The sequence below is a fragment of the Peribacillus acanthi genome (genome assembly GCF_003073175.1).
GTDB lineage: Bacteria > Bacillota > Bacilli > Bacillales > DSM-1321 > Bacillus_BN > Bacillus_BN acanthi.
Genome location: NZ_QBBX01000028.1, coordinates 5744 through 29776 on the forward strand (window position 1 = coordinate 5744; position 24033 = coordinate 29776).

24 protein-coding genes and 5 pseudogenes are annotated in these 24033 nt (G+C 35.5%); 20 read left to right on the top strand and 9 right to left on the bottom strand.

What is annotated here, in order from left to right:
• Positions 1-1554: pseudogene (locus DBX25_RS19170) on the top strand (GMC family oxidoreductase N-terminal domain-containing protein); the annotation flags it as partial.
• 149 nt (positions 1555-1703) lie between these two features.
• Here DBX25_RS19170 and DBX25_RS20735 read toward each other — a convergent pair.
• Positions 1704-1841: a hypothetical protein gene (locus DBX25_RS20735; protein ID WP_157951018.1), complete on the bottom strand. Its 138-nt coding sequence runs from the start codon at positions 1839-1841 to the stop codon at positions 1704-1706.
• 181 nt (positions 1842-2022) lie between these two features.
• Between DBX25_RS20735 and DBX25_RS19175 the strand changes: the two genes are divergently transcribed.
• From DBX25_RS19175 to DBX25_RS19220, 10 genes are all read left to right on the top strand, one after another.
• A complete protein-coding gene (locus DBX25_RS19175; protein ID WP_108672363.1) occupies positions 2023-3159 on the top strand; it encodes an NAD(P)/FAD-dependent oxidoreductase in 1137 nt (378 codons plus the stop codon).
• Positions 3160-3175: 16 nt separating this feature from the next.
• The gene (locus DBX25_RS19180) at positions 3176-3424 is read left to right on the top strand and encodes a sigma factor (RefSeq protein WP_157951019.1); all 249 of its coding nucleotides are present in this window, start codon (positions 3176-3178) and stop codon (positions 3422-3424) included.
• Between the two features lie 39 nt (positions 3425-3463).
• Positions 3464-4036, top strand: a complete 573-nt coding sequence (locus tag DBX25_RS19185; protein ID WP_108672365.1) for a sigma factor-like helix-turn-helix DNA-binding protein — start codon at positions 3464-3466, stop codon at positions 4034-4036.
• Positions 4037-4102: 66 nt separating this feature from the next.
• Entirely contained in the window at positions 4103-4483 is a 381-nt protein-coding gene (locus DBX25_RS19190; RefSeq protein ID WP_108672366.1) for a gamma-glutamylcyclotransferase family protein, read from the top strand.
• Positions 4484-4824: 341 nt separating this feature from the next.
• Positions 4825-5853, top strand: a complete 1029-nt coding sequence (locus tag DBX25_RS19195) for an IS1595 family transposase (RefSeq protein WP_108672367.1) — start codon at positions 4825-4827, stop codon at positions 5851-5853.
• A 69-nt stretch (positions 5854-5922) separates the two neighbouring features.
• Complete coding sequence (locus DBX25_RS19200) at positions 5923-6270, top strand: short-chain dehydrogenase (protein ID WP_108672368.1); 348 nt, start codon at positions 5923-5925, stop codon at positions 6268-6270.
• Between the two features lie 314 nt (positions 6271-6584).
• Positions 6585-7100 carry a YehS family protein gene (locus tag DBX25_RS19205; RefSeq protein WP_108672369.1) on the top strand — a complete coding sequence of 172 codons (516 nt, stop codon included), beginning with the start codon at positions 6585-6587 and terminating at the stop codon, positions 7098-7100.
• Positions 7101-7116: 16 nt separating this feature from the next.
• Positions 7117-7824 (top strand): M48 family metallopeptidase, encoded by a 708-nt coding sequence (locus DBX25_RS19210; protein ID WP_108672370.1) that lies wholly within the window; start codon positions 7117-7119, stop codon positions 7822-7824.
• 136 nt (positions 7825-7960) lie between these two features.
• The gene (locus tag DBX25_RS19215; RefSeq protein ID WP_108672371.1) at positions 7961-9433 is read left to right on the top strand and encodes a DHA2 family efflux MFS transporter permease subunit; all 1473 of its coding nucleotides are present in this window, start codon (positions 7961-7963) and stop codon (positions 9431-9433) included.
• Positions 9434-9481: 48 nt separating this feature from the next.
• The gene (locus tag DBX25_RS19220; protein WP_240620428.1) at positions 9482-9853 is read left to right on the top strand and encodes an SDR family NAD(P)-dependent oxidoreductase; all 372 of its coding nucleotides are present in this window, start codon (positions 9482-9484) and stop codon (positions 9851-9853) included.
• Positions 9854-10440: 587 nt separating this feature from the next.
• Here DBX25_RS19220 and DBX25_RS19225 read toward each other — a convergent pair.
• Genes DBX25_RS19225 through DBX25_RS19235 form a run of 3 tightly spaced genes read right to left on the bottom strand, consistent with a single transcriptional unit; the run spans position 10441 to position 13983 of the window.
• Positions 10441-11376: a Ger(x)C family spore germination protein gene (locus DBX25_RS19225; RefSeq protein WP_338066690.1), complete on the bottom strand. Its 936-nt coding sequence runs from the start codon at positions 11374-11376 to the stop codon at positions 10441-10443.
• Positions 11373-12494: a GerAB/ArcD/ProY family transporter gene (locus DBX25_RS19230; protein ID WP_108672372.1), complete on the bottom strand. Its 1122-nt coding sequence runs from the start codon at positions 12492-12494 to the stop codon at positions 11373-11375. Before DBX25_RS19230 ends, DBX25_RS19225 begins: the two co-directional genes overlap by 4 nt.
• Before the next feature lie 7 nt (positions 12495-12501).
• Positions 12502-13983: a spore germination protein gene (locus tag DBX25_RS19235; protein ID WP_108672373.1), complete on the bottom strand. Its 1482-nt coding sequence runs from the start codon at positions 13981-13983 to the stop codon at positions 12502-12504.
• Between the two features lie 389 nt (positions 13984-14372).
• Here DBX25_RS19235 and DBX25_RS21800 point away from each other — a divergent pair.
• The 3 genes and pseudogenes from DBX25_RS21800 to DBX25_RS21545 form a co-directional block, all read left to right on the top strand.
• Positions 14373-14474, top strand: a pseudogene (locus DBX25_RS21800) (protein-glutamine gamma-glutamyltransferase); the annotation flags it as partial.
• Between the two features lie 351 nt (positions 14475-14825).
• Positions 14826-15026, top strand: a pseudogene (locus tag DBX25_RS19240) (DUF3427 domain-containing protein); the annotation flags it as partial.
• Between the two features lie 47 nt (positions 15027-15073).
• A complete protein-coding gene (locus tag DBX25_RS21545) occupies positions 15074-15190 on the top strand; it encodes a hypothetical protein (RefSeq protein ID WP_240620429.1) in 117 nt (38 codons plus the stop codon).
• 460 nt (positions 15191-15650) lie between these two features.
• On the opposite strand, the pseudogene DBX25_RS21550 reads toward DBX25_RS21545, so the two are convergent.
• From DBX25_RS21550 to DBX25_RS19255, 4 genes and pseudogenes are all read right to left on the bottom strand, one after another.
• Positions 15651-16670, bottom strand: a pseudogene (locus tag DBX25_RS21550) (recombinase family protein); the annotation flags it as partial.
• Positions 16667-16828, bottom strand: coding sequence for a hypothetical protein (locus DBX25_RS20880; RefSeq protein WP_170110149.1), 162 nt, complete (start codon positions 16826-16828; stop codon positions 16667-16669). The gene DBX25_RS20880 and the pseudogene DBX25_RS21550, both read right to left, overlap by 4 nt.
• A gap of 169 nt (positions 16829-16997) precedes the next feature.
• Positions 16998-17915, bottom strand: coding sequence for a hypothetical protein (locus DBX25_RS19250; protein WP_108672376.1), 918 nt, complete (start codon positions 17913-17915; stop codon positions 16998-17000).
• A 144-nt stretch (positions 17916-18059) separates the two neighbouring features.
• Positions 18060-18629, bottom strand: a complete 570-nt coding sequence (locus DBX25_RS19255; protein WP_205685267.1) for a hypothetical protein — start codon at positions 18627-18629, stop codon at positions 18060-18062.
• Positions 18630-18803: 174 nt separating this feature from the next.
• On the opposite strand from DBX25_RS19255, the gene DBX25_RS19260 reads away from it, so the two are divergent.
• From DBX25_RS19260 to DBX25_RS19285, 6 genes are all read left to right on the top strand, one after another.
• Complete coding sequence (locus DBX25_RS19260) at positions 18804-19061, top strand: helix-turn-helix domain-containing protein (protein ID WP_108672377.1); 258 nt, start codon at positions 18804-18806, stop codon at positions 19059-19061.
• A complete protein-coding gene (locus tag DBX25_RS19265) occupies positions 19054-19503 on the top strand; it encodes a hypothetical protein (protein ID WP_108672378.1) in 450 nt (149 codons plus the stop codon). The genes DBX25_RS19260 and DBX25_RS19265 overlap by 8 nt, the downstream gene beginning before the upstream one ends.
• A 340-nt stretch (positions 19504-19843) precedes the next feature.
• Positions 19844-20794: an alpha/beta fold hydrolase gene (locus DBX25_RS19270; protein WP_108672379.1), complete on the top strand. Its 951-nt coding sequence runs from the start codon at positions 19844-19846 to the stop codon at positions 20792-20794.
• Positions 20795-21218: 424 nt separating this feature from the next.
• On the top strand, positions 21219-22271 hold the full coding sequence (locus tag DBX25_RS19275; protein ID WP_108672380.1) for an EAL domain-containing protein: 1053 nt from the start codon (positions 21219-21221) through the stop codon (positions 22269-22271).
• Between the two features lie 76 nt (positions 22272-22347).
• Complete coding sequence (locus tag DBX25_RS19280) at positions 22348-22758, top strand: DUF1761 domain-containing protein (protein ID WP_108672381.1); 411 nt, start codon at positions 22348-22350, stop codon at positions 22756-22758.
• Positions 22759-23213: 455 nt separating this feature from the next.
• Positions 23214-23624: a hypothetical protein gene (locus tag DBX25_RS19285; RefSeq protein ID WP_108672382.1), complete on the top strand. Its 411-nt coding sequence runs from the start codon at positions 23214-23216 to the stop codon at positions 23622-23624.
• A 134-nt stretch (positions 23625-23758) separates the two neighbouring features.
• On the opposite strand, the pseudogene DBX25_RS21555 reads toward DBX25_RS19285, so the two are convergent.
• Positions 23759-23905: pseudogene (locus tag DBX25_RS21555) on the bottom strand (RsiV family protein); the annotation flags it as partial.
• Positions 23906-24033: the final 128 nt, after the last annotated feature.

Here is a 24033-nt window from a genome sequence, read left to right on the forward strand (position 1 = left end):
TATAACCTAACTTCTTCTTTTGAGACCTCCATAGGACGACAGCTTCTTACGGTCAATGGAAGGGTCATTGGAGGGAGCTCAGAAGTGAATGAAATGTATGCTGTCCGCGGGAGTAAAGAGCTTTATGACAAGTGGGCATCTCAGGTTTGCAGTAACCTATGGAGCTACGATCAACTTGAACCACTGTTTATCGAAAATGAAACTTATACGGGCCAACCACAAATTTCGAGCGAAAGAGGAAGAATGGGTCCAGTATTTGTTAGGCAGCAGAATATTCCTCAGAATAGTATTATTCAAAATTTAGTAAATGCAACCAACAGTGTTTTGGGTATAGATATTGTTGAAGACTATAACACAGGTGTACGTGACTGTACTTTTTATAAAAACCAATTTATCCAGAAAGAGGTGGCAAATGATGACATTACACGCTCATCGACAGCAACGGGGTATTTAAATGATTGTGTTGTGACTCAGGGGAATGAATTTAATCCAGATGAGGTGGGTGTTGGAAAGAGAAAGCTGTACATTTTTGCTAAAACGACAGTGAATAAAATTTTATTTAACAATAAGGGAAGAGAGAAAATCGCCGTTGGAGTCGAATATGTCAAGGACAGCGTTTCTCAAAAATCATTTGCCCGAAAAGGCGTAATCGTTTCGGCAGGTTTTTTCTCCTCTGTCATTCTGCAACGGTCCGGGATTGGAAAATCAATTGATTTGATTAATGCAGGAATTACACCATTGGTTGAAAATCCCCACGTAGGCTACCATCTGCAAACTCAAGCGTATGCCGGTATTGGTGTCAAGGTCGATACAACTCAGATATTACCGTTATTAGAAGCGGACATTAATCAACCGATTGCTTTGGGTGCTTTTGTAGCTGAAAATAAAAATAGTTCGGAGGGTCGTCGCCTTCAAATTTTAGGAGCGCCGGCACCACTCTTTCTTCCTTCCGCTGAAGTGGCTAAAAATGGGTGGGAATTCGATATATTGAAAAAAAACATTAACATTATGAGTTTTGGTTTAATAGACCTTAATCCACAAAGCAGGGGGACTATTATGGCTTCCCATAGCGACCCTGAAGCCCCTCCATCATTTTCCTTCAATCCATTGCAGCAAAATACAAATGATCTAGACTTCTTGGTGGATCAATATATCAACATGTACAACATCATTGCTAAGGCTAGAGATAATATTAACAGCGGTATTGGTGAAGTGGTATACCCACCTGAGAACATCTTTATGAACCCTGATGAAGCTGAAAAAAGAAGATTTCTTGGGAATTATGTAAGAGCTTCTTATTCTAACTTCTACCATTATGGCGGCCAGTGCAAAATGGCGAAATGCATTTAAGATGGAGTGGTTAATGAATATCTAGATGTCTTTGGTACAAAAAACCTTAAAGTAGCCGACCTTTCAATCTCTCCTATTTTGCCAGACGGAAACACTTCCATTCCAGCTCAAATTATCGGATTAAATACAGCACGTATTATTCAAAATAATCTTAACCCTTACGTTGTAGATGAAGAGGATTTTGATTCTGAATCATCGGATTAATATCATTTTGTCGAACTATTTACAGGAGCCATTCTCAGCTCTAAGATGGTTTGATTTATCTTGTTGATACGTAAACAAGAAATATTGGACAAAGGGAACTTTCAAATGTGAGAGTTCCCTTTGTTATTTGTTGAAAATCCTTATGGTATTCAAATGTCTATTTTCATGTCACACAAAGAACCTTGTTTTACAACTACTAAAAGTCGTTCAATTTTATACAAGGAAAATATTAGCTTAGTCATTTGATCATCTGAGGGTTGATCAACGTCTAATTTAGATATATACATTTCACACCCCTAAAATTTTTTCGGTCAACCTCCGTTTTATAAAATATGTCATAATTTAGAACTTGGACCGTACAAGTAATTCATTTTTAGGTTTAAACTTCTTAAAATATATTTAGTCGATGTCACAACTCAGATCCCATATTCTCTTGTTTTCGAAATAAGAATTAAGGGAGCGATAAAGATGGAACAACAAAAGACAATTGTAATCATTGGTGGAGGATATGCAGGGATCAATGCAATAGATGCATTAAAGAAAGAGAAAATCAATAAGGATTATAGAATCGTATTAATTGATAAAAACTCACATCATTTTCGGAAGGTGAAATTGTTTAAAGCGATTGTAGAGGAGGACTTTTCTGAGTTATTTATTCCTTTTAGTACCTATTGCAACGACGGTATTGAATTTTTACAAGGGGAACTCAAAGCGGTGCATCATGAGGACCAAAACATTGAGGTGCTTGATTCAAAAGGACAAATGATGAATTTGAATTACGATCTTTTGATTATGGCACTAGGAAGTGTGATAAAAGAGGTGGATTCAAATAACGGTGGGACCACGTTAAGTAGTCTTCAAAACGCAAGAACCATAAGGAAGCATCTATTAGAGGAAATTTCGTCAAAATCTAATCTGCGAATTTCTATCATTGGGGCAGGAATCACCGGAATTGAAACTTCAGCCGAAATCGCTACTTGGTTAAAAGGTATTAATGTCCCAGATGTAGAAATTTTACTGTTGAATCAGCATGAAAGATTACTTTGTGATATTCCACAAAAAGTGAGCAGAAAATTAGAAAAAAGGTTAAATTCATTAGGTGTTACTACGATTCATCATGTAAAGGCCCATAAATTTGAAAACGAAAGAATTTATTACAATGACGGTTTTGAATTGGATTCAGATTTTTGTATTTGGACAGTGGGTTTACAACCGCATCCTTGTCTTCAGGAATTGGGGCTCCCAATGACAGATAGCGGAAAGCTATTGATTGATTCCTGGTACCGTTTGAAGGGCTGCAATAATATTTATGCGATTGGCGATTGTGCTCATATTATTGATTCCAACACAGGTGAGGTTGCAGGAATGACTTGTAAAGAGGCCATGGCAGAGGCAAAAACACTTGCCAAAATTATAAAGGCTGATCAAGATGGTCATGAGATTGAAGGACATCAAGCATATCCAAGTCTATATTGTATTGGATTAGGACCGACAGATGGGTTTATGTGGACACAAAAATGGGGGATGGATTTCGTTCTATCCGGTAAATTAGGTGTGAAACTAAGGGACTATACTTGGAATATTGCCAGTTTGGTACATGAATAGAGATGGAGGAAATCATATGGGTTGGCAAGAGCTCTATTTAGAGAATCGACCTCTACTGTTTTCGATTGCTTACCGCATGCTCGGTACCGTTTCGGATGCAGAAGACATTGTTCAGGATGTATTCCTGCAAGCAAGTGTTATGGAGATGGAGAAGGTGGAAAATATAAAAGCCTACCTTTGTAAAATGGTGACAAATCGTTGTCTGGACCACTTAAAATCAGCACGTGTAAAACGTGAAGTATATACAGGGCCCTGGTTACCATAGCCCATCATCCTTCAGGATAACGATCCCTTATCTGAAGTGATGAAAGGGGAAGTCATCTCGATCGCCGTTTTGTTTATATTAGAAAAATTAAATCCGATTGAACGAGCAGTTTTTATTTTGCGAGAGGTACTGGAATACGATTATACGGTCATATCCGATATTGTAGGACGGAATGAAGCAAATTGTAGAAAAATATTTAGTAGAGTGAAAACCAAAATGCCGACCATTGATGCCGAATCTACTAATTTAGATAACACTAAGGAAGACATCGTTCAAACCATCGTTACAGCCATCCATCAAGGGAATCTTCAAAGATTAGAAAACTTGTTATATCAAGACGTCATTCTATATTCTGACGGTGGCGGTAAAGTTATCGCAGCTCTTAAACCTGTTCATACAAAGGAGCTTGTATTCCGATTTATTGCCCATTTACTTGTCCAATATACCAATGTCCCGACATCTATCGAACTTGTAAATGTGAATGGGGAATCAGGGGTATTAATCACAGAACCAAATAATATGAAAACCGTGGTAAGCTTTAAAATCGAGAATGAACAAATTACAGAAATCTATCTTATGAGAAATCCAGATAAGCTTAGTCATATTGGGTAATCGCAAAGGTTGGGAGTTCCCCAACCTTTGTAGTTTTTACAGAAAAAGAAAAAAGGGGGAGAAATGATGGTAATAGTTTTTGTTTATGGGACGTTACGCAAAGGAGAAAGGAATCATCGACTTTTAGAAAGTTCTACCTGTATCGCAAAGGAGTGCTGGACAACAGGACAGCTGTTTGACACAGGAAATGGGTATCCTGCTATGATACACTCATCTTCAGATAAAACATACGGAGAGCTTTACTCAGTAACGGAGAAAGAATTAAAACAACTAGATCATTTAGAAGGATATACAGAAGGTGGGAAAGACAATTTATATGAAAGAATTCAACAAACCGTTTACACAGACAAAGGGGAATTTAAAGCATACATGTATGTAGCTAGTAAAGTGAATTTGTTAAAAAAGAAGATACTAAATGGTGATTGGAAGGAGTATAGACTTCTCTGAGAGGTACATGTTCTTTAAAGTGATTGACCTTTGTTTTTACTTTTTAAAAAAGGGTTTTCCATATTTCTACAGCATTGATATTCTAAAGTTTGATAAGTTGATTGCAGAAGCACTATTGTAGAAATATAGTATCTTTCCATATTAGGGAAGCATTCGAGTATGCCTAGTGACGAGTTCAATAATTTGAGAAAATCAATCCCAAGAAGTTTGTTTTTATCTTTCAATTGATGTTACTGCTTTTTAAATAGGCTCTGTTAAAGGTAAATGTTGATATTTGATACCTCTCCGAAATCTTGATATAATTAACATAGGAACAAACATTCGGGTCGGAGGTTTTTAAGGTGAGCAAAGCGTTTAGCAACTTGTTAAAGTATATCGACAAATTACCACATACAAAAAAAGAACAAGTTTATCAATGGGTTAAACGCTATGTTGACCCTTCTTCCTCCACTGGTGGTCGTTTAATCAATGAAATGAGAGAAACTCGCTTCAAGGAAGGATTTGAGTGTCCTCATTGTTCTTCGGAACACGTTGTTCGGTTCGGAAAATATAATGGTCGGCAACGCTATTGCTGTAAATGTTGTAGTAAGACCTTCACTGACACCACCAACACTGTCTTGTACCGCACTCGAAAAGGCAATGAATGGATTACCTTCGTTGATTGTATGTTCAAAGGATATTCCCTGCGAAAATCGGCTGAAATCGTAGGGGTTACTTGGGTTACGCTTTTTTATTGGAGACACAAACTGTTAAACGCCTTAAAACAATTGGATGTTGACCATTTTGAGGGTATCGTTGAAATGGACGAGACCTATTTCCTATACTCCCAAAAAGGGCAAAGGGGTATCATAGAACGTAAACCTCGTAAACGTGGCGGAAAGTCTAAACACAGAGGGATAAGCCACGAACAGGTTTGTGTTCTCGTTGCCAGAGACCGCACTAAAGCAACTGTCTCTAAAGTTGCCTGTATGGGGCGTATTGTAAAACCAAAAGTCGAATCCTTGATTGGTTCTAAACTGTCCAATGAAAACGTGATTGTAACCGATGCTTGGAGGGCTTACAAAACCTATGCAAAAGAAAAAGGTTTAGAGCATTACCGAATTAAATCAGATGGTGGCAAACACGTCATCAAGGGCTTGTATCACATCCAAAATGTCAACGGTCTCCATTCCCGTCTAAAACAGTGGATAGACCGTTTTAAAGGTGTGGCTTCAAAGTACCTTGACAACTACCTTGCCTGGTTCTTGTTTGTCGATAGTCGCTGTAATGAAAGCACTAAACAGCACATAAAAGAATTTCTATTAACATCATTTGTATTTGAAATGACCGATACTTATGATAGTTTGCGATTGTCAAAATTCTGTGTTTAGTCGTTGAACAGAACGAATCTATTATTGAGTTATTATAAAAGGTTTTTCCTTTTTGAAAGGGTGATTACTGTGCCTTTGGTACACGAATTTGGTATACTTGATAATTTTGACAGTCAAAAAAGCTACGATGGCTATACCCCTCAGAAATACGATTGTATTTCTGTCGATGATGATATTATCAGTAGTTTTATTGATAATTTATCAATAATGAAAACATACTTTCACTCGTTAAATCGCCCAGAACAAGGATTAGCCTATTATGGGATAACAATTATTCCACCTGAATCTTTATCATTGTTCTATGATATAGTCACATCATCGAGATACTTTAAAAATTCTGACGAACTTAGTGAACTGGCTTCAAAAATTATTCAAGCATCAAAGGATAAGAAATATATGATACATTACGGTATTTAAACTACGAATGGGTCGGCAACAGTGCGGGGAAACCCTTAATGGATAGAGTTTCCCTTTTTTTTATTTTAAAAATCAACATTAAAATTTAACAGAGCCTTTAAATAAATAACAATCAGGCACCAGTCGTAGACAAAAATTCTACGGGGTGGTGCCTGAACTTGTTATTAGGAGTTAACTGATAGGGAATAATGCGAGCATAGCTTATGTGCTTTAACATAAGTTGACGAAGGTTGAAAAATATGAGAAGTTATATGATTGTAGAAGCGGATAGGAATATGGATTTTACATAGAGAAAATTTACTGGAGGATTATATATGGATAATAACGATATTTTGATTCGATTAAGATATGCCTTGGATCTAAAAAACATAGAGATGGTAGAAATTTTCAAGCTTGGCGGGTTTGAGGTAGCTAGGGAAGAATTACCGAAGATCCTAACAAAAACAAAGGACAGCGACGATGAAGATGAGAACTTAGCTGAATCTGAAGATAATATAAAATGCAATAACATGATGTTAGATTCATTTTTAAATGGATTGATTACATTTAAAAGAGGCAAGCAAGAAGGTCAACCAGGTCAGGCTACTACACCAGATCCGTCCATTAACAAAAAACCAAACATGAACAATAATATGCTAAAGAAAGTAAAAATTGCACTGCAATTAACTAGCGAGGATATGCTGGAAATTCTCGAAGATGGTGGCATCATGGTATCAAAAGGTGAGTTAGGCGCTTTATTAAGAAAAGAAGGACATAAGAATTACAAAGAGTGCGGAGACAATTTTGCTAGGAAATTCTTAAGAGGATTGACTGTAAGGTACAGGGGATAAACAGTAAGGTGATGAAATGATACATACCTTCTCAGGTGAAACAATACGTTACGAAATACAATTCAAAAATCGCAGCTCCTTTGCGATAAAAATAGATGGTTATGGAACTGTTGAAGTCCTTGCTCCTAAAGGAACATCCAATGAACAAGTGCTTCAATTGTTAGAGGCTAATTGGGATCTGATTCTTCATAAATTGAACGAAATGAAGGATCGAATGAGTGGCCCGAAGGAGAAGGTCTATGACCATGACGAGAGTTTTTTATTTTTAGGAAAAACCTATCCCATACAGATTCATCAAGATCTGAATATCACACAGGACCATGTAGTGTTTGAAGGAGATAAGCTACATATTTACGTGAAGCAGCATGAGGATGCAAAAATAAAACAAGCTTTAAAACGATTTTATTATAAACAATGTAAATCGTTGGTAGAGAAGAGTATTTCCTCTTATCAAAGCCACTTTAAGACAAAACCTCGTGGGGTCTCAATTTCTGATAGTAAAACCACATGGGGAACATGTGATTCAAGACTGCAGTTAACCTTTAATTGGAGGCTGGCGATGGCACCACAGAGGGTGATCGACTATGTGGTCGTCCACGAAATGTGCCATATGGTCCATCTGAATCACGACCGATCCTTCTGGCGACTTGTCGGGAAAATCATGCCTGATTATAGGGAACAGGAGAAGTGGTTGGAGATGTCGAGTTGGGAAATGACGGTTTAGAAATATAAGGGCTATTTACTCTTTTTAAAACTGTAAGCAAGGAATCTTGTTTTGATAATTATATAAGAGGAAATCCTGTAATTAACATGAAAACCTTTCTGAAGACTGAAATTTTTGAAAAGGAGATGGATTTCGTATGTCAGCTAGTTCAGAAAATAACAATGAAGCATTTTCCATTAAAACCATAATAGGACCACTACTAGCTGTCATTGTTGGTATGATAATGGTAATTCTTGATAGTACGGCGATGAATGTTGCTCTTCCTGGAATAGTGAAAGATTTTAAATCTGATGTTTCAACCATGCAATGGTCTATAACAGGTTATACGCTTGCATTAGCAGCTGTCATTCCTTTAGCTGGTTGGATGACGGACAGATTTGGAGCAAAAAAGATATTTTTAATTACGATCGCCTTGTTTACGCTTGGTTCCGTTCTATGTTCTGTTGCACAAAACCCTGAACAGCTAATCCTCTATCGAGTTATTCAAGGGCTGGGCGGAGGAATGGTTGCTCCAATAGGAATGGCCATGATTTTCCGACTTGCTCCTCCGGATAAAATGGGGGCCGTAATGGGAACACTTGGAGTTCCAATGCTATTAGCACCTGCACTAGGGCCTGTTTTAGCAGGATATCTTGTAGAATACGTTACTTGGCACTGGATTTTCCTTATTAATTTGCCAATCGGTATTATTGCACTTTTGGTTGGAATGAAATTTTTGCCGAATGTTGAACGTAAGACAGTTCCATCGCTTGATTTCTTTGGAATCATATTAGCACCTATCGCATTCGCAATGCTTGCTTACGGAGTGAGCGAAGGGGGCAAAAACTGGTCTTCAACGGAAACTCTTACAGGATTAATTGTAGGTGGAGTTGCTCTAATTATTTTCATTTTCGTCGAACTTCGTCAGAAGCAGCCTTTATTAGAGCTGAGAGTTTTTGGGTCATCTGACTTTAGAAAAGGGATTGTGATTGCATGGATTTCCCAAATCGCTTTATTTGGGGTTATGATTATTGTCCCGTTATTTTTACAAACAGTTAGAGGGTACGGTGCATTAGATACTGGTTTAATTCTACTTCCACAAGCTCTAGCATCAGGTATTATGATGCCAATCGGAGGGCGTTTATTTGATAAAATAGGTGCTCGTCCTTTAGCGATAACAGGCTTATCTATTATTACTGCAGCGCTATTTATGCTTTCACGAATTTCTATGGATACAACTACAGGATTTATCATTACATGTTTAGTGATGATGGGAGCTGGAATGGGTCTATCCATGATGGCAATTAATACCCATGTTCTTCAATCCGCTCCAATACATCTTGTTAATCGTGTCACACCTTTAACGACAGCGGCTCAACAAGTAATGGTTTCATTTGCGGTAGCAGGTATGACTGGGTTCCTAACGTCAAGAATTACTGATCATATGACAGAAACAGCTAACCCAATTGAAGCAGCCGTTGCTGCCTATGGTGACACGTTCCTTCTAGCTGCAGGGATTGCATTAGCTGGGGCACTTCTAGGAACAATCCTTAGTAGACCAAAACTACCGGAACATGCTCCAGATGATGAAACAAAAGACGCGAATGCCGCAATGATGGCAGGGCATTAAAAAGAAAGATGAATGATCTTTTCTATATAATTAGTTGATCTTCAACAATTGGGCGCTTTTTTTGGAAAGTTAGATGTTTTTATCGCGAATGCTGGGGTATTTGATGGATTCGCTAAATTTGCTGATGTAACTCCAACTGCTCTTTCTGAAGCATATGATTATCTCCTCAACATTAACGTAAAAGGATCGTTTTTCGGTGCAAAAGCAGCACTAAAAGAAACACAAAAGACCAATGGCAATATCATTTTCACAGTGTCAGGTGCAAGCTTCTATCCGGATGGGGCTGGAGTTTGGTACGCAGCAAGTAAGCATGCTCAAATAGGTCTAATGCGTCAGCTTGCTTTCGAACTGGCTCCTAAAATACGCGTTAACGCAGTGGCGCCAGGGGAAACCTTATCACAAGTAAATGAGGTTTTTTAGTACTATAAGGAGTCTACCAAAAAAGACCAGTAGAAATTAAAACAAGTAATTTGATTTTAACGGGTTCCGTTTTGGAAGAGAAAACAGTAAATAGCAAACCTTTTAGGGTGTGAAATCACATATATATTTCACACCCTTATTTTATTGTCAAATCAACGTTTTTGGATAATTATCACACTAATTAACAATCGTTTTAACATACTAATTTTTATTGACAATAAATATTGTCCTACTTTCAAAACGGATGCCACTTATAGTGTAAATTTGACCGCTCATGAGTGGTACCTGACACTGTTTAACAATACCTGGAAAAAAGGGATAGGTTGTGACGATTTTTCCATTCGGAATACTAGCTTAACCGTCTTTATAGTTAATCGCAGAATAATAAACCTTGAGACTCCGGCCAAGGGGTCAACCTCTTTTCATGATAATTTAATAATTTTTTTTAGTATTTTGTAATGACTCAAAATAAAGCTGATAATTAACTTTTATTTTCATTTTTCCCCAAGCGGCTAACCATACCTTTTCGTTGATGGGTTTGGAAAAGGGGCTAAGGGTGTGTGTCCCGATTTGAAGAGGATCCACCTTCAGCTCTTGCATTTTTTTATGAGGTCCGTAGTTTTCATTTCTAATTCAGTTTCAATTTCCTTATGAAGCTGCATCAGTTCATTTCCGTTGAGGATATTTTTATTACCTTGATATTCCTCAATTCTTCCATTTAGTTTCACGTTTATTGTAACTAGGGAAAGATTTTTATCTATATCTACATTTACTCTTGAGCGTAGATGCCCAATAACCACGTCTAATTTGGGTATTGGAAAAAACTTCAAATAGTGATCGTTGTCAAGAAGTTGAAATATTTGATCTTTGGTACTTGTGACCGTTTCTATTAATTTATCATTGCTAAAAAAAGCAGTCCCCTCGTAAGTAAAGTTATCTTTCGCTACTTTGAAAACAGGAAGAACGGGATCTGAAAATGGTGAAAACAGCTTATTTTTATATTCATGCAAATTGACAATGGTCATTTCACCTTGTCTTTTCCTCTCATAGTGTCTTAGCATCCGATACAGGAAATAATCAAGGTTTTCTTGCTTCTTTGCTTGTCTGTTAATATATTCGTCAAAATTACCTTTAACGATTACTAAATATAGTCGTTGCGAAATATCATAGTCTGTCAATAGCGTGTTAATCAACTGAATAATCCCTTGTTTCGCTAATTCCTCATGAATTAAAAAATAACGGAGTTGTCCAACCTTCAATTCACGATAATATCTTAAATTAAAGTCTTTTCCTCCCTGTTTAAGGAGATTAACTTCTAGTGTTAATAAGCTTTTTTGCTCATTTACTAATGGAGGGACTAATGTACTCATTTTTATTTTTCCTTTTTCGCCTTTACTAATTGACCAAAAAGTGACAGGAGCAATATCTTCAATTGTGTTGTTCTCAACAAATGGGGCACATCCTGGAATCATGACTAATGAAACAAAGATTCCCCAAACTAAAAGCATTTTATTTCGTCTCATGCTTTTACACGCCCTTTTAGCTTTGTCATTAGGAGCAAGAATGTTGGGACGATAAAGTAAGTTATTCCACTTAACCAAATTTGAATATTCAGGAGAATATTCTGTTTCGTTTCAATGGACCAAATCCAATTATTCACAATTACAAAACAGAGAAATAACATAATACAAGTGACAGCAAAACCCATACGTGAAGGTTGGGTACTTGTTTTTTTTAGGATGATTCTTGTAGCCCCATATATACATAACAAGAAAATTGATATAGCAAACACCAATAAGAACATATGTAGTGAAATCAGGATAATATCCAGTCGTTCAAACATGGGAGATTGTAAGTATCGAATCATATGAATAATAGGGTATTTACTTTTACTTAAATAATTTGAACCGAAAAAGAATAAACTCGCAATAAACAATATCAAATACTCTGAAGCAGAAAGAGCATTCGCATAGGTTAAATATTTACTCATTTTTTGCTGTGGTTTGATCCAAGGAATTAAACAGATTAAATACTCTGGTCCTGAAAATGAAGACCAAATGAGTAACAATCCTTTCCATGAATCAGTTGTCCAATTTGTTGGTATCAAGGGATACAAATCATGTAATGCAGCGATTGGTGGAATAAAAAAGGGATAATATAAAAAAATCATCCAAAAAATACATAAAAAAACAATTACCACAAACCGTATGGTATTTTTCATTTCTAGTGAAGCAACATAGGAGCTCGTAAGAAGAATCAAAAATATAATCCAATTTGAATTCATGGATGGGAAAATAAAATCATGAATGACTTCTAAGTATCCGAGTGTGATCACCGTTATTTTGATTAGTATCAAAATAAGCCCTATAAAAGCAAAAAGCCTTACCATTCGAACACCAAAAAGCTCTACAAAGCCTTGATATCCCTTTTTAGTATAATCTGATTCAAGCCATTTACATAACAGCCATATATTGAGTTGGGAAAAGATTGCCATTGCAACAATGCCCCAAATCATAAACGGGTGTAATAAGTAGGTAGGCATTAAAAAAACTAGGTAAAGCATTTGGAAACGGTTGACGATGAAAAAGGCATAGATTCCGTCAAATTTTGATGGTTTATCAAATAAGGAAAATGTAGTCAACTTTGAATCACATCCTTCGTTTGTATCTCCATTTCTGTAAAGGGTGTAAATGATCCGGACGGGATTTCATGTTTATTAAAGGCCCTCTAATAAAGAGGTCGTTCCAGTCCTTCCAGTAAAATGGAGCGATTGGTGAAAAATAGGGTTGTTTTAAGGAAGTAAGACCATTTAGATGTGCCAAAATGGCAATAGCTCCTATGGCAATGCCAAAAACACCAATAAAGGATGAAAGTACAAGAAAACCAAATTGAATAAGTGTATTTGCCTTCGTCATCAAATAGTTTGGTACTAAAAATGAGGAGATGGTTGAAATACAAACTAATACAATTAATACTTTGCTCGCAAAACCCGCTTGAACTGCTGCTTGACCGATAACTATACCACCAATCACCCCTAAGGTTTGACTTGATTTGGTCGGCATCCGTAAACTCGCTTCTTTTATGATTTCAAGAATAGCTAACATCAGTAATGCTTCCCAAAATGGTGTAAATGGTAGTTTACTTCTAGATTCCACTAAAACAAATAGTATTTGTAAGGGAATCATTTGATAATGGTGGGTTGTTAGTGCAACATAAAATGGTATCAGTGTGACGGACAGAAAAAAGCTTAAATATCGAATAACTCTTAAAAAACTTGCAACCGGCCAACGATTAATATAATCCTCAGGTGATTGGAAAAGGTGAAAAAAAGTGATTGGTGCAATTAATACAAACGGTGTGTTCTCTACCAAGATAGTTAATTTACCGAGCCCTAAGGAATAAGCACAAACATCTGGTCGGTCAGTTTGTTGGAATTGTGGAAAAATACTGTTATTATGTTCCTCCATAAATGCCGCTACCTGGGATGAATCGAAAAATAAATCAAAGTTAATTTCAGAGATTTTCTTTCTTGCTATTGATATATATTCAGGATTGGTTAACCCGTCTATGTACATTAGGACAACCGTTGTTTCACTTAATGAACCTACTTTATATTTCTCTGTTTTTAATTCAGTAATAGGAAGTCTTCTGCGTATGAGGGTGATATTTGGTTCTAATTGTTCAGTGAAACTATCTTTTGCACCGTATAAAATTGTTTCTGTTTCAGAGGTTTCAATCCCCCTACTTATTTCGTTAGGAAGAGGAATGCCCAACCATTGTTCTTGGATACAATCATTCAGAAGTACACCACCGGTGAGGAGAAATTTCTGTGCCTCTTCAAGTAATTGGATCTTCATTACTTTTGGTGTAGCTATGCTTTCGTAAATCATGGCATGTGGACATTGGATAACAGGTTCTATTATCGATTCATTCAAACGATCCTGGTCAATTAAGGTTCTTAAATAGATTATGACAACTATTTGATCGTTAAGTGTAGTGCGTTCGATTATCTCTGCATCGTCCATATTGTCTAAAACCTGTTTTAGAGAGTCTAGTGATATCTTCCTTTGCACAGGTTGTTGTGTGTCACTACTATTATTAGCAATGCTTTTACCCTTTTTCCAAAACATAAACATCCCTCACTGATATAAGCTGCCATTTGTTCACTTTAGAAAAATAGTGTAATGGTAATTCTTCCTTTTAGTATGAAAAAGAAAAGATTATTTTATACTAACGAAAAAGGTGTCAGGTACCAGCCATGGACAAAATCAAATGAATTGTCCATGAGTGGTGCCTGACACTGTTTGTACTACGAGGGCTTGATTAATAAACTTCTAAAAGTGTGACGTAGTTAGATTTAGGTCTAAGCTATGGTGACACTTTTTATATTGGATTTTTTAGGTAGGCGCAGTATTATCAACATTCCTTGAGTTGTCTTTTTCGGGGAGGGTTTTGTTTTGATATCCGTTTTCTTTCTATTAAGTATATAAATGAAAGAGTGTAAGGGGGGCAAAATGTAAATGATTTGGGAGATGGTACCTATTTTGAACATGGATTTGGAATCAGGACTCATGATGAAATGATTGAACTTTTAAATGAAAAAAGAAAGACAGGAAGTTGAACAGTCAGCTTATTTAACAAATTTAATTACAAGGCCGTCTTTAAAAGATTTGGCAAAAATATCATGGTACTCACGAACTAATAAAACTTACACGATGCAACATATGGTCATTCACCATAATCAATGTTCGATATCATACGCCCAGTATTTATTTTACTTTCATATCTACACCTATAATAAAATGAATGAAGCCCATCTTACTAGGATGGGTTTCATTCATTTTACGAAGTGTAAGGTACTCTAATATCATTGTCCTAGCCCGATACCCCTTGTACATGACACTAACTCTGACAAAATAACTTATATCGATTTTTCATCCTAGACGGGCTCCTTTTTCGTATATAGGAGTCCATTCATATTTTCGTTAAGAAAGATGACGCAGAAGGCAGCGATTTCTACTATCTAGGCATAGCAAAACCAGATAAAAATAGTGTTCAACAAGAAAAGATGATAGACAAGAATAGGAAAGAACTACCTGTTGTGCAGATGAATATGGTGATGGAAGAACCAATAGAGTATACGCTATATAATTATTTGATTAATGGGGATTAAACTGAAGTTTCGCTCCATTCGTAGATATTTCTTGTCACAGATCAACATTGATTAAGAACTACCATCGTTTAAGTAAGCTATATTTGTTCCATTACCTCCAAGATGTCGATATGTTTCCGCATTCAACCCACGTTGAGTGCTGTGTGTTACTCGAAAAAAAATAGAAGATATGTATGAGTTCGAGAATCGGTAAAAGATTCTCGGACTTCCGTCTTCTTTGATTTCAATACGTTCTATGAATTTGTGTAAGAATTCAGGTGTAAGTGTCGGATTTGCAATAAATCCTTCTAATTCTTTATTCAGGGCATCAATGTTTAAAGCAGATGAACTTTCATTTAATGCTTCTTCGATTGACTGCTTTTTAGTGGTTAATTCTGTTAGCTTTTGGTTGTTATCTTCAATTAACAATTGATACTCTTCATCGCTTATCTCTTTTCTTACTTTCATCCGCAGAGCTTCGATCTTTTCGTTCTTCAAAGCCTCTAATTCCTTTTCAATCTTTGATAATTGTGCTTTATCCTTCTTGATAATTCTATTGACCTCTTTTTCAAGAATGGATAGATAATTGTCTTCATTGAGGCGTTGAAATAGGCTTTTTATTTCTAACGTCAGTAAATCCATTAATCCTGCTTCTTTAAAGTGATGGTCAGTACATAGAATGCCTTTACGCTTATTATAGTTACCACATACATATCCCTTTCGATTGGCTTTGTAGTGCATGCTTCTACCACAATCGGCACAGAAAGCTATATTGGTAAATAGATGTTTTTTAGCGTATGGTCTTTTTCGCTTACGTTGTTGTATTAATTGTTGAACCGTTTCAAAATCTTGTCTTGAAATAATCGCTTCATGTGTGTTTTCGACTATGATTTGTTCACTTTTATCTACCTTTTTACGTCTTTTTGTAGTCACACTGGCAGTTGTTTCTCTATTTTGAACTAAATCTCCTGTATAGTGTGGATTTGATAAGATAATCCTTATTGTTGAATCGTGCCAATAGACACCACTATTTTTTCTACCTACAGTTTGACCAGGTGTAGGAATTCCTTCTTTTGATAACTCGTTTGCAATTTTTCCAAAGCCTTTGCCCGCAATATAGTCTCTAAATATCCGCTTTACGACATCAACTGTAAAGTCATCACGAAGAAATAACTTCCCACTTACGACATGATAGCCAAACGGGGGGATTGAACCTTTAAAATTCCCTTGCTGTGCAGAGATTCGAAGGGAGTGTTTAACCCGTTCACTAATACGTTGGGATTCCTGTTCATACAACCAAGCGTAAATTCCAAACATATGTGATTCACCTTTAGTTGTATCAATAGCATTGTCCAACGTAATTATGTCGAATTCATTTTGTTCTGCAAGATTCTTAATTTGATAGGATAATTCACCATTACGAGCTAAACGAGATAGTTCTTTAGCAAGAATAACATCAAACTTCTTATCTTTTGCATCCTGAATCATTTCTTGTAGTGCAGGGCGTTTAGAAGTCGTACCGCTTTGTATGTCTTTGTAGATACGGAAAAGATCCCACCCACGTTCAGCCATTAGTTCTGTAAACATACTTTCTTGAAGTTCGAGTGACTTTTGTTGTTCAATTTTATCAGTTGATACACGAACATATATAGCACATTTTTTCATGCCACATCCTCTCCTTTTTTTGAAGAGTCAGTGGAATTCACCTTGTTTTTAGCATAAGTTTGGGAGATAAGTGTGTCAACTTTTTCGCTAAGAATGGATTTTAATATGCTGTCGAGGGTAATTGGAGATTCATTGTTGAAGATTCTTTCGATTTTCATGGGGGAATACCTCCTGTAGATTATTGTGGATTTGTTTCGGGGTTTTTGGGGGAGGAGTCTTCTGTAACTCCTGTATTTAGAATTATATAGACGCTACAATCTTTTTCAAGAGCTTATGTGTCGAACCTTTTATATAACAGCCGTAAAAAGAAATATAACAGTTTTTCGGTTAAAGTAGTTGGTCGTCAAAGTTTATCTGCTCATATAAGCCAGAGGAAGTTACAACAAGCTCTTCTAATTCAAGAAAAGAGTACAGTTTTTCTTTGCTAAAGGTATAAATATCCTCGAATGGTACTCGATGTTCTTTTGCACATTTTTTAAGCTCATTCTGCTTAAAGGGTTTCAATGTTTTTAGGTAATTATAATCCTGTTGTATTTTATACAGTCTTCTCTTGTCCCATTTGTTAAGAGGCAGTTGTTCAATATCAGGAATAAAAATGAATCTGCTCAATTTCTTTTCAATCCATCCATGATCTATTCTTTTTAGGAAATTGTATTCATTCAACTTGGGGTACAATCGGATTTCGAAACGGAGAGGATAATCATGTTCGATACCAGTGGATAGGTCTGCTTCTTTTTCATTTCTATCATAACAACAAGCCTTTGCTTCTGTTTTGGAATTCAAGCTACCTACGTATTCAGATTGCCAATCTTTATCATTCTTGCTTTGTTGAAGAAATTTAACATTGCCATGGTGTTTCATTATTAACCGATTTGTGAAGGTTGAAAAAGGGGTATGATTTGTAAAGTCAAACGCAATATCTATTCGTTTAATTTTCCAAGTGTCAAATTGAAGGATTTCCTGAATTGAATAAGGGAACTTAGTTAGAGAAGCGTTCTTTTGAAGAATTAACATGGTATTGTAATTGATATTGGCAAGGGGATTGCGTGGAGAAACTTTTATGGTGACGTTACTAATTTTCCTGCTGTAATGGAAGTGTTTATCTTGGTATTGGTTATTTTGGTGAAAAACAATTCGATTAAACAATTCTTCTTGCTGATCGTAGGTAAGTTTTGCTACAAGAATCATTGTATCAATTGAAATTTGAATATCGTTGTAAAGCGGTTTTGCATTTTCATTCTTCATTGAGTACCTCCTGATTCACTTAAATTTAAAGTCCTTTAAAACCAGGTGTACTAAGGCTTCATTGAACTTTACCAATCAAATTATAGACAACATTACTATAAGTTTCGATATTCCACTTGTTTAACAAGGTCGTAGCACTTTATATCAAAAATGGTAGTCGAACAAGGAATTTTTTATATAAAAAGCAAAAAAAGAGCCACTTTTGACTCTTTTACGGATCACGCCTATATTTTTCTTGAAGTCTAAAAGTGACTGTGCTATCAAGTCCTGCATTTTTAAATGTCGATAATGTTCTTCACAGAACTGACGAAACTCCTCATAGATTTCGAGATTCATTTTAATGCTTTTCGTTACAAAGTTCGCATTTTTGCTGTATATCTGTTCATCTAAAAGGAGAAGCGTATTTTCCTGATACAACCGTAGCAAAGCCTTTAAGTGATTAAGATTTTCCTTGATAAAATTTAACTCCAACTCATTAGACTGTTCTACCCTTCCCGTTTTTTGAAGCCCCTCCTCCGAACGTATAAATTGATAATACTGCTTGTCGCTTTGATGATAGAAGAAATCTCCTCCTATTCGCATTTCTTTTGTAAACGTTGAATAGGGTATGCCTATCATTGTAGCAATTTGTTTTAAATCATACTTTTGTAATAAGGTGTTTATTTCCTTCACTCTTTCCTCTGGTGTCATAGTAAAAAAAATATCTCTTTTCATTCATCTATCTCCTTTCTAAAAGTAATAAGAAATCATACTGCATTATAGATAAAAGCCCACTTACTATTCCGTTTTAACCAACCAATTGTTATAAAAAGGCTTTAGAAATCTAAAATAAATGGAAGTATGAATTTATAAGGTGTTTCAATAGAAACGTATAGGAAGGTGAAAGAGATGGAAATAGAAAGCGAAAGTGAATTGCTTTTTTCAGAGATCATCAAATTTAAAAGAAAAGCGATAAACATGAAGTTGAGAGATTTATCAATTCTTACAGGCCTGTCTCCGTCATTTTTATACCGATTGGAAAGTGGGGAAAGACATCAACCATCAGTACAAACGGTTGCTAAAATAGCCAAAGTCTTAGAATTAGAATTGATGTTCTTGATACATGTAATCATACAAAATGATAAAGGAGACATTAATCATGGATAAAAATGAGCAATTACAAATTATTTTGGCTGAAAATAAAGGTGTGATTTTTCTATCATTAGTTGATAGGATTGATAGATTCAAAGAAATTACTTCGAGCATACAAAACAATGTAGATTTGGTGAAAATATCGGAAAAACCTGTTGGAAAGATTGAAGAAAAAGGAAAGAAGCATGCCTTAAAGAGAAGAATAGAAGAATATGAGGATCCAAGAGCATTAGTTTTTTTTGTCTATGTTAATGATATGCAGTTTTATATTGATTTCTGTGGTTATAGATTTGAGGGGCTTATGCCAGTGAACATGGGGAAAGAAATAAAAAGAAAGGCGAAAGAAATAGATTTCGTTGTTATAAATACAACGACATCAAAAAAGGGGATAAGTATAGTTCCAAAAATGAACACGTTTGCGGTAAAAGGCATTAAAAAAATCCTTAACAGAGGTTAAAATTGGTACTAAGTAGGCGATTAAGGGTTATCCAGAGAAATGGATACCCTTTTTTATGTATCCAAATGTTTTACATTGGTATTTTGATTACAAAGAAAAATAATAAAATGTAAATGTTTCCCTTTATGTAACAAAAAATGTTTACATGCTTACTAAACAGGAAGACTATTTTTTAAATCAAACCAACAATAGAGCAGAGAGTAACTAATCAGCTATCCTTCTGCTACTACTGATTCAATTATAGAAGAAAGGATAATGGGTTTGATTATTCAGTAAATTCCCAACACAACCCCCTTACTTTGTGGTATTATTTTCCTTGTAAAAAAGGAGGATGAGATCTTTGAAATATGATAAATGGATTAAGCATGCAATAGAGGTAGTTGGTTTTCCTTTTACATTAACCAATATGTACCTTAATAGAAAAAGGAAAGTTGATGGAATTGGTCAGAGGATAAAAATTAGAGATAAAATAATTCATACAATTGTTTCTGGTGAGAAGGATGCGGATTATACCGTTATATTAGATGCTGGTCTAAGTTGTTGTTCTTTGGATTGGCATTATATTCAGCCACAAGTATCAAAGTTTGCAAGAGTCCTCTCATTCGATAGACCAGGGTATGGATGGAGTTCAGCAATAAATAAATCATATACAAGCGAAGATGTCGTAAATGATTTATTACATATTTTAGAAGAATTGCAGATAAAACCTCCATATGTTTTAGTAGGACACTCGTTTGGCGGATTAAATATGAGGTTATTTGCAAGTAAGTATCCAGAAAAAGTGGCATCATTAATTCTTATTGATTCTGTACACGAAAAAAGATATCTAAGCCATGAATGGGACAGTATTCGTAAAAAGTCACACCGAAAAAATCTTAATGTATTTAGATTTGGTTACTTAACCTCTGGAATTGGTCTTCCTAAATTGTTAAAGCAACCAGTAGGAAGAAAATACCTACCAGAACCTTATCAGAAATATGTTGACTATATAGGGTATCATCCTAAATCTTATGAGGCGGTGTATAAGGAATTTTTATATAGTGATAAATCGGCTTTACAGGTCGAAAACACCAATGCATTGAGAGCAGACCTTCCAGTGACCATTATATCTTCTAACAACACAGATCCTACTTGGGTGGAGCATCAAAACCTGTTGAGTAAACTGACTAAAAATACAATACAAATAAAAACAAACTGTCATCATTCAATCCATTTGGAAAATCCAGATTTAGTAATTGAGGCGATTAAGGACACAATTAACCCCAAAAAAGAAAAAGCGATTTTTCAATAGACGCTTTCCTTAGTAAGAGTAACTGGTAGAGAGACTTTTTCTTATATATTTTAGGTGAATCCCACTGATCTTGTTATGGGTTATCTACACATAGCACTCTACGCACGTCGAGTGTGTGTCACTCATAATTTTACAAAAGTCAGGTACCACACATGGACAAATTATATAATTTTGTCCATGAATGGTACCTAATTTTGTTTATCACTAGTGGTTATCACCAATACTTTGGCTAACATTTATATTGGATCATCCTAACCTTTTATTCCCTGCATTACCTCTATAGTGTCTGAATTAGACATCAATAATGGTAAATTCTTTCTATGTTTTAAACTTTAGTATAATATAGTAATTATTTACTAGATAATATTCTTCATAACACGAAATGTAAAATTAGAAACTGCTGAGAATAGAGGGAGTGATACATATGGTATGCGATGTTTGTTCACCAAATGAAAGAGGTTATACCATTTATTTCGCAGAAAATCAAAATACTAGAAATTTAATAGATTATTTTAAAGCCTTCCCAGATGATAAGTGGAAGTTCATTAATGATAGAATGTTTTGGGCCATAGAGGAAGTATTCTATGACTTAATGGACTATATAGAGGCTCATATGGACATCAATAGCATACATGCTGTAGTCTCGAGTGTTTTAGATCCTTTGAAAGAATTACATGCCATGAAGCCGATATATCAATTCAAAAGTGAACGTGAAGCAAGTTGGATTGATGATTTAATAGAGAGTAGTTCAATAAGCACTCATTATCAGCCAATCGTAAGTGTTGAAAATGATAACTTGATAATTGTAGGGCATGAACTTTTATCAAGAGGTATTGGTACTGAGGGTGAAATCATTTCCCCATTTAAAATGTTTGAGGCAGCAAGAGTAAGAAACAGAGTCTTCTCACTTGACAGGGCATGTAGATTGCAGTCAGTAAAAAATGCAGGAATTATAGGGGATAAATTAATATTCATCAACTTCATACCAACAGCGATTTATGTTCCTGAACATTGTCTTTCGACCACTTTTGAGCTTGTCAAAAAGATGAATCTAAAACCGGAACAAATCGTGTTTGAAGTCGTTGAGTCTGATGAAGTAAAGGACCTTGAGCATTTAAAATCAATCTTAGAGTATTACAGATCTCATGGCTTTAAATATGCCCTTGATGATGTAGGGGTTGGGTTTAATGATCTAAAAAAGTTATCCCAAATGAGACCGGATTTTGTGAAATTGGCCCTGGAATTTACAAACGGTGTAAGTAGTGATTTTAGTAAACAAGAGGTTGCCAGAGAAGTGTTGAAAATAGCCCATGACATGGGAGCCTTGGCTTTAGCAGAAGGAGTAGAACATGAAGAAGATTTAAACTATTTGGTACAAATGGGGTATGATTTATTCCAAGGGTATTATTTGGCGAAACCACAATCTGTCCCGTTGGAAAGCCTTAATGTGAAATTTAAGCAAGATGTTAGGATCTAGCGACTCGTGTTATTTCGATAATACCTGGTTGGAAAAACAAGGTTGAAAAAACAAACAGATAGATGAGGAGATATGTATGAATTTTACCGATGTAAGTATTCTGGCCATACTACTAGCGGCCATTTCAAATTCTATCATAGGTGCATTTTGGTATTCACCCTTGTTATTTGCGAATATTTGGATGAAGGGAATGGGGAAAAGTAAAGAGAATTTTGATAAAAAGGGTGCTAATTTAGGCTATCTACTTACCATGATTGCAGCCATAATTACAGCATACGTTCTTTCATTGTTCATTTTATCCTTTGATGAAGTTACTATTGGAAAAGGGGCACTAGTTGGTTTTCTAGCTGGATTTGGAATTGCCACTATTAGGGAAATGGCCCCAACCTTCTTTGAAGGGCGAAAATTGGTATTGTACTTCATCAGTGCTGGGTATCATATTGTTTCACTAACTGTTATGGGAATGATCATAGCAGCTTTTGCGTGATGCGAAAATAAGAATAGATTCAATAAATATTCCTTTTACAATAATTCTATGAACAAAATTTAATATAATCAAGTAAAGGGGCATTTCATCTGGAATGCTCTTTTGTCGTTGAAAAAGGGACGGAAAAAGTGTCGTGAACTACTCTGCCCGGGTGGAAAGAGTCTAATCTAGAGAGAGCATTCACTTTCACTTTTGTGTGGGAACGTTATTCTACGACAGAAATATGAATTAGGTTTCTTTTTTTTGACTGATTCAAATTCATTGTATACATGCAGAATGACAACTATCTTTTATTGATTTCGTATTAAATAGGTGAAATTTATACAAAATAATTTCAAGTAAATGTTGTTAAAAATATGGTACGCATGAAAGATGCTTTACTCTAAACAGCTAGTATGAATAGAGGATCATCTGTGCTAGTTGAAAAGATTTTACAATAAAAGGGGGGATTTGGTATGAAAGTATGGCTAGTGCTATTATTAGCTATTGGATTATTAGTTGGATGCACTGGAAATGAAAATTTAAACAACAATAAACAAAATGGAAATGAAGAATCTAAAAATAACCAAATATCACCAACAGTAGAAGAAGCACAGATGGAAAATGGAAACGAACAATTTAAAACGGCATTACAGAATTACATGGCTGACAACTTTGGAATTGAGGGGATGGAAACATCCTGGTATCCAAAAATTGTTGAATATCAGATAAAAGGAAAAGATGTCATCATTTTAGTTTCAGAAGACACAACAGAAGAAAATGCAAGTGGCATAACTAGTGGTGTCTTCGGTTTTGTAAAGCCAATAATAGTGAATATCAAGCCGATAACGTTATTATTAAGAGTGTTGAAGGAACACAAATTTTAGCCACTAAGAATCCCTTATCTTAAATATGAAGAAAAATATCAGAACAAAAAAGCGTCAAGTACCCCTCGAGGACAATTTATCAGTGTTGTCGTTGAGTAGGGGCTTAGCGCTTTTTTGAATTTTGGTAATTTATTATTAGTTGCCATCCGTCCCAATGGGCCATTTTCATTAATGATGTCTTGGATATCATATACGGAAATAGGAAACATAGGGAAACCAAAGGCGTATGGAGTAATTTCATAGAGTTGAAAATATAGGACTAGTGCTTTATCTGCAATGTAGTTGTAGCTGTTTTTATCCTAATTGGAAATGTACTGGACATATTCATGTAAACGCTAAAATATAGTGAACAGTTTTTGCTCACTTCCAATGAACACTTTTCACCTAATAAGTTCTTTCCTGTAAACTG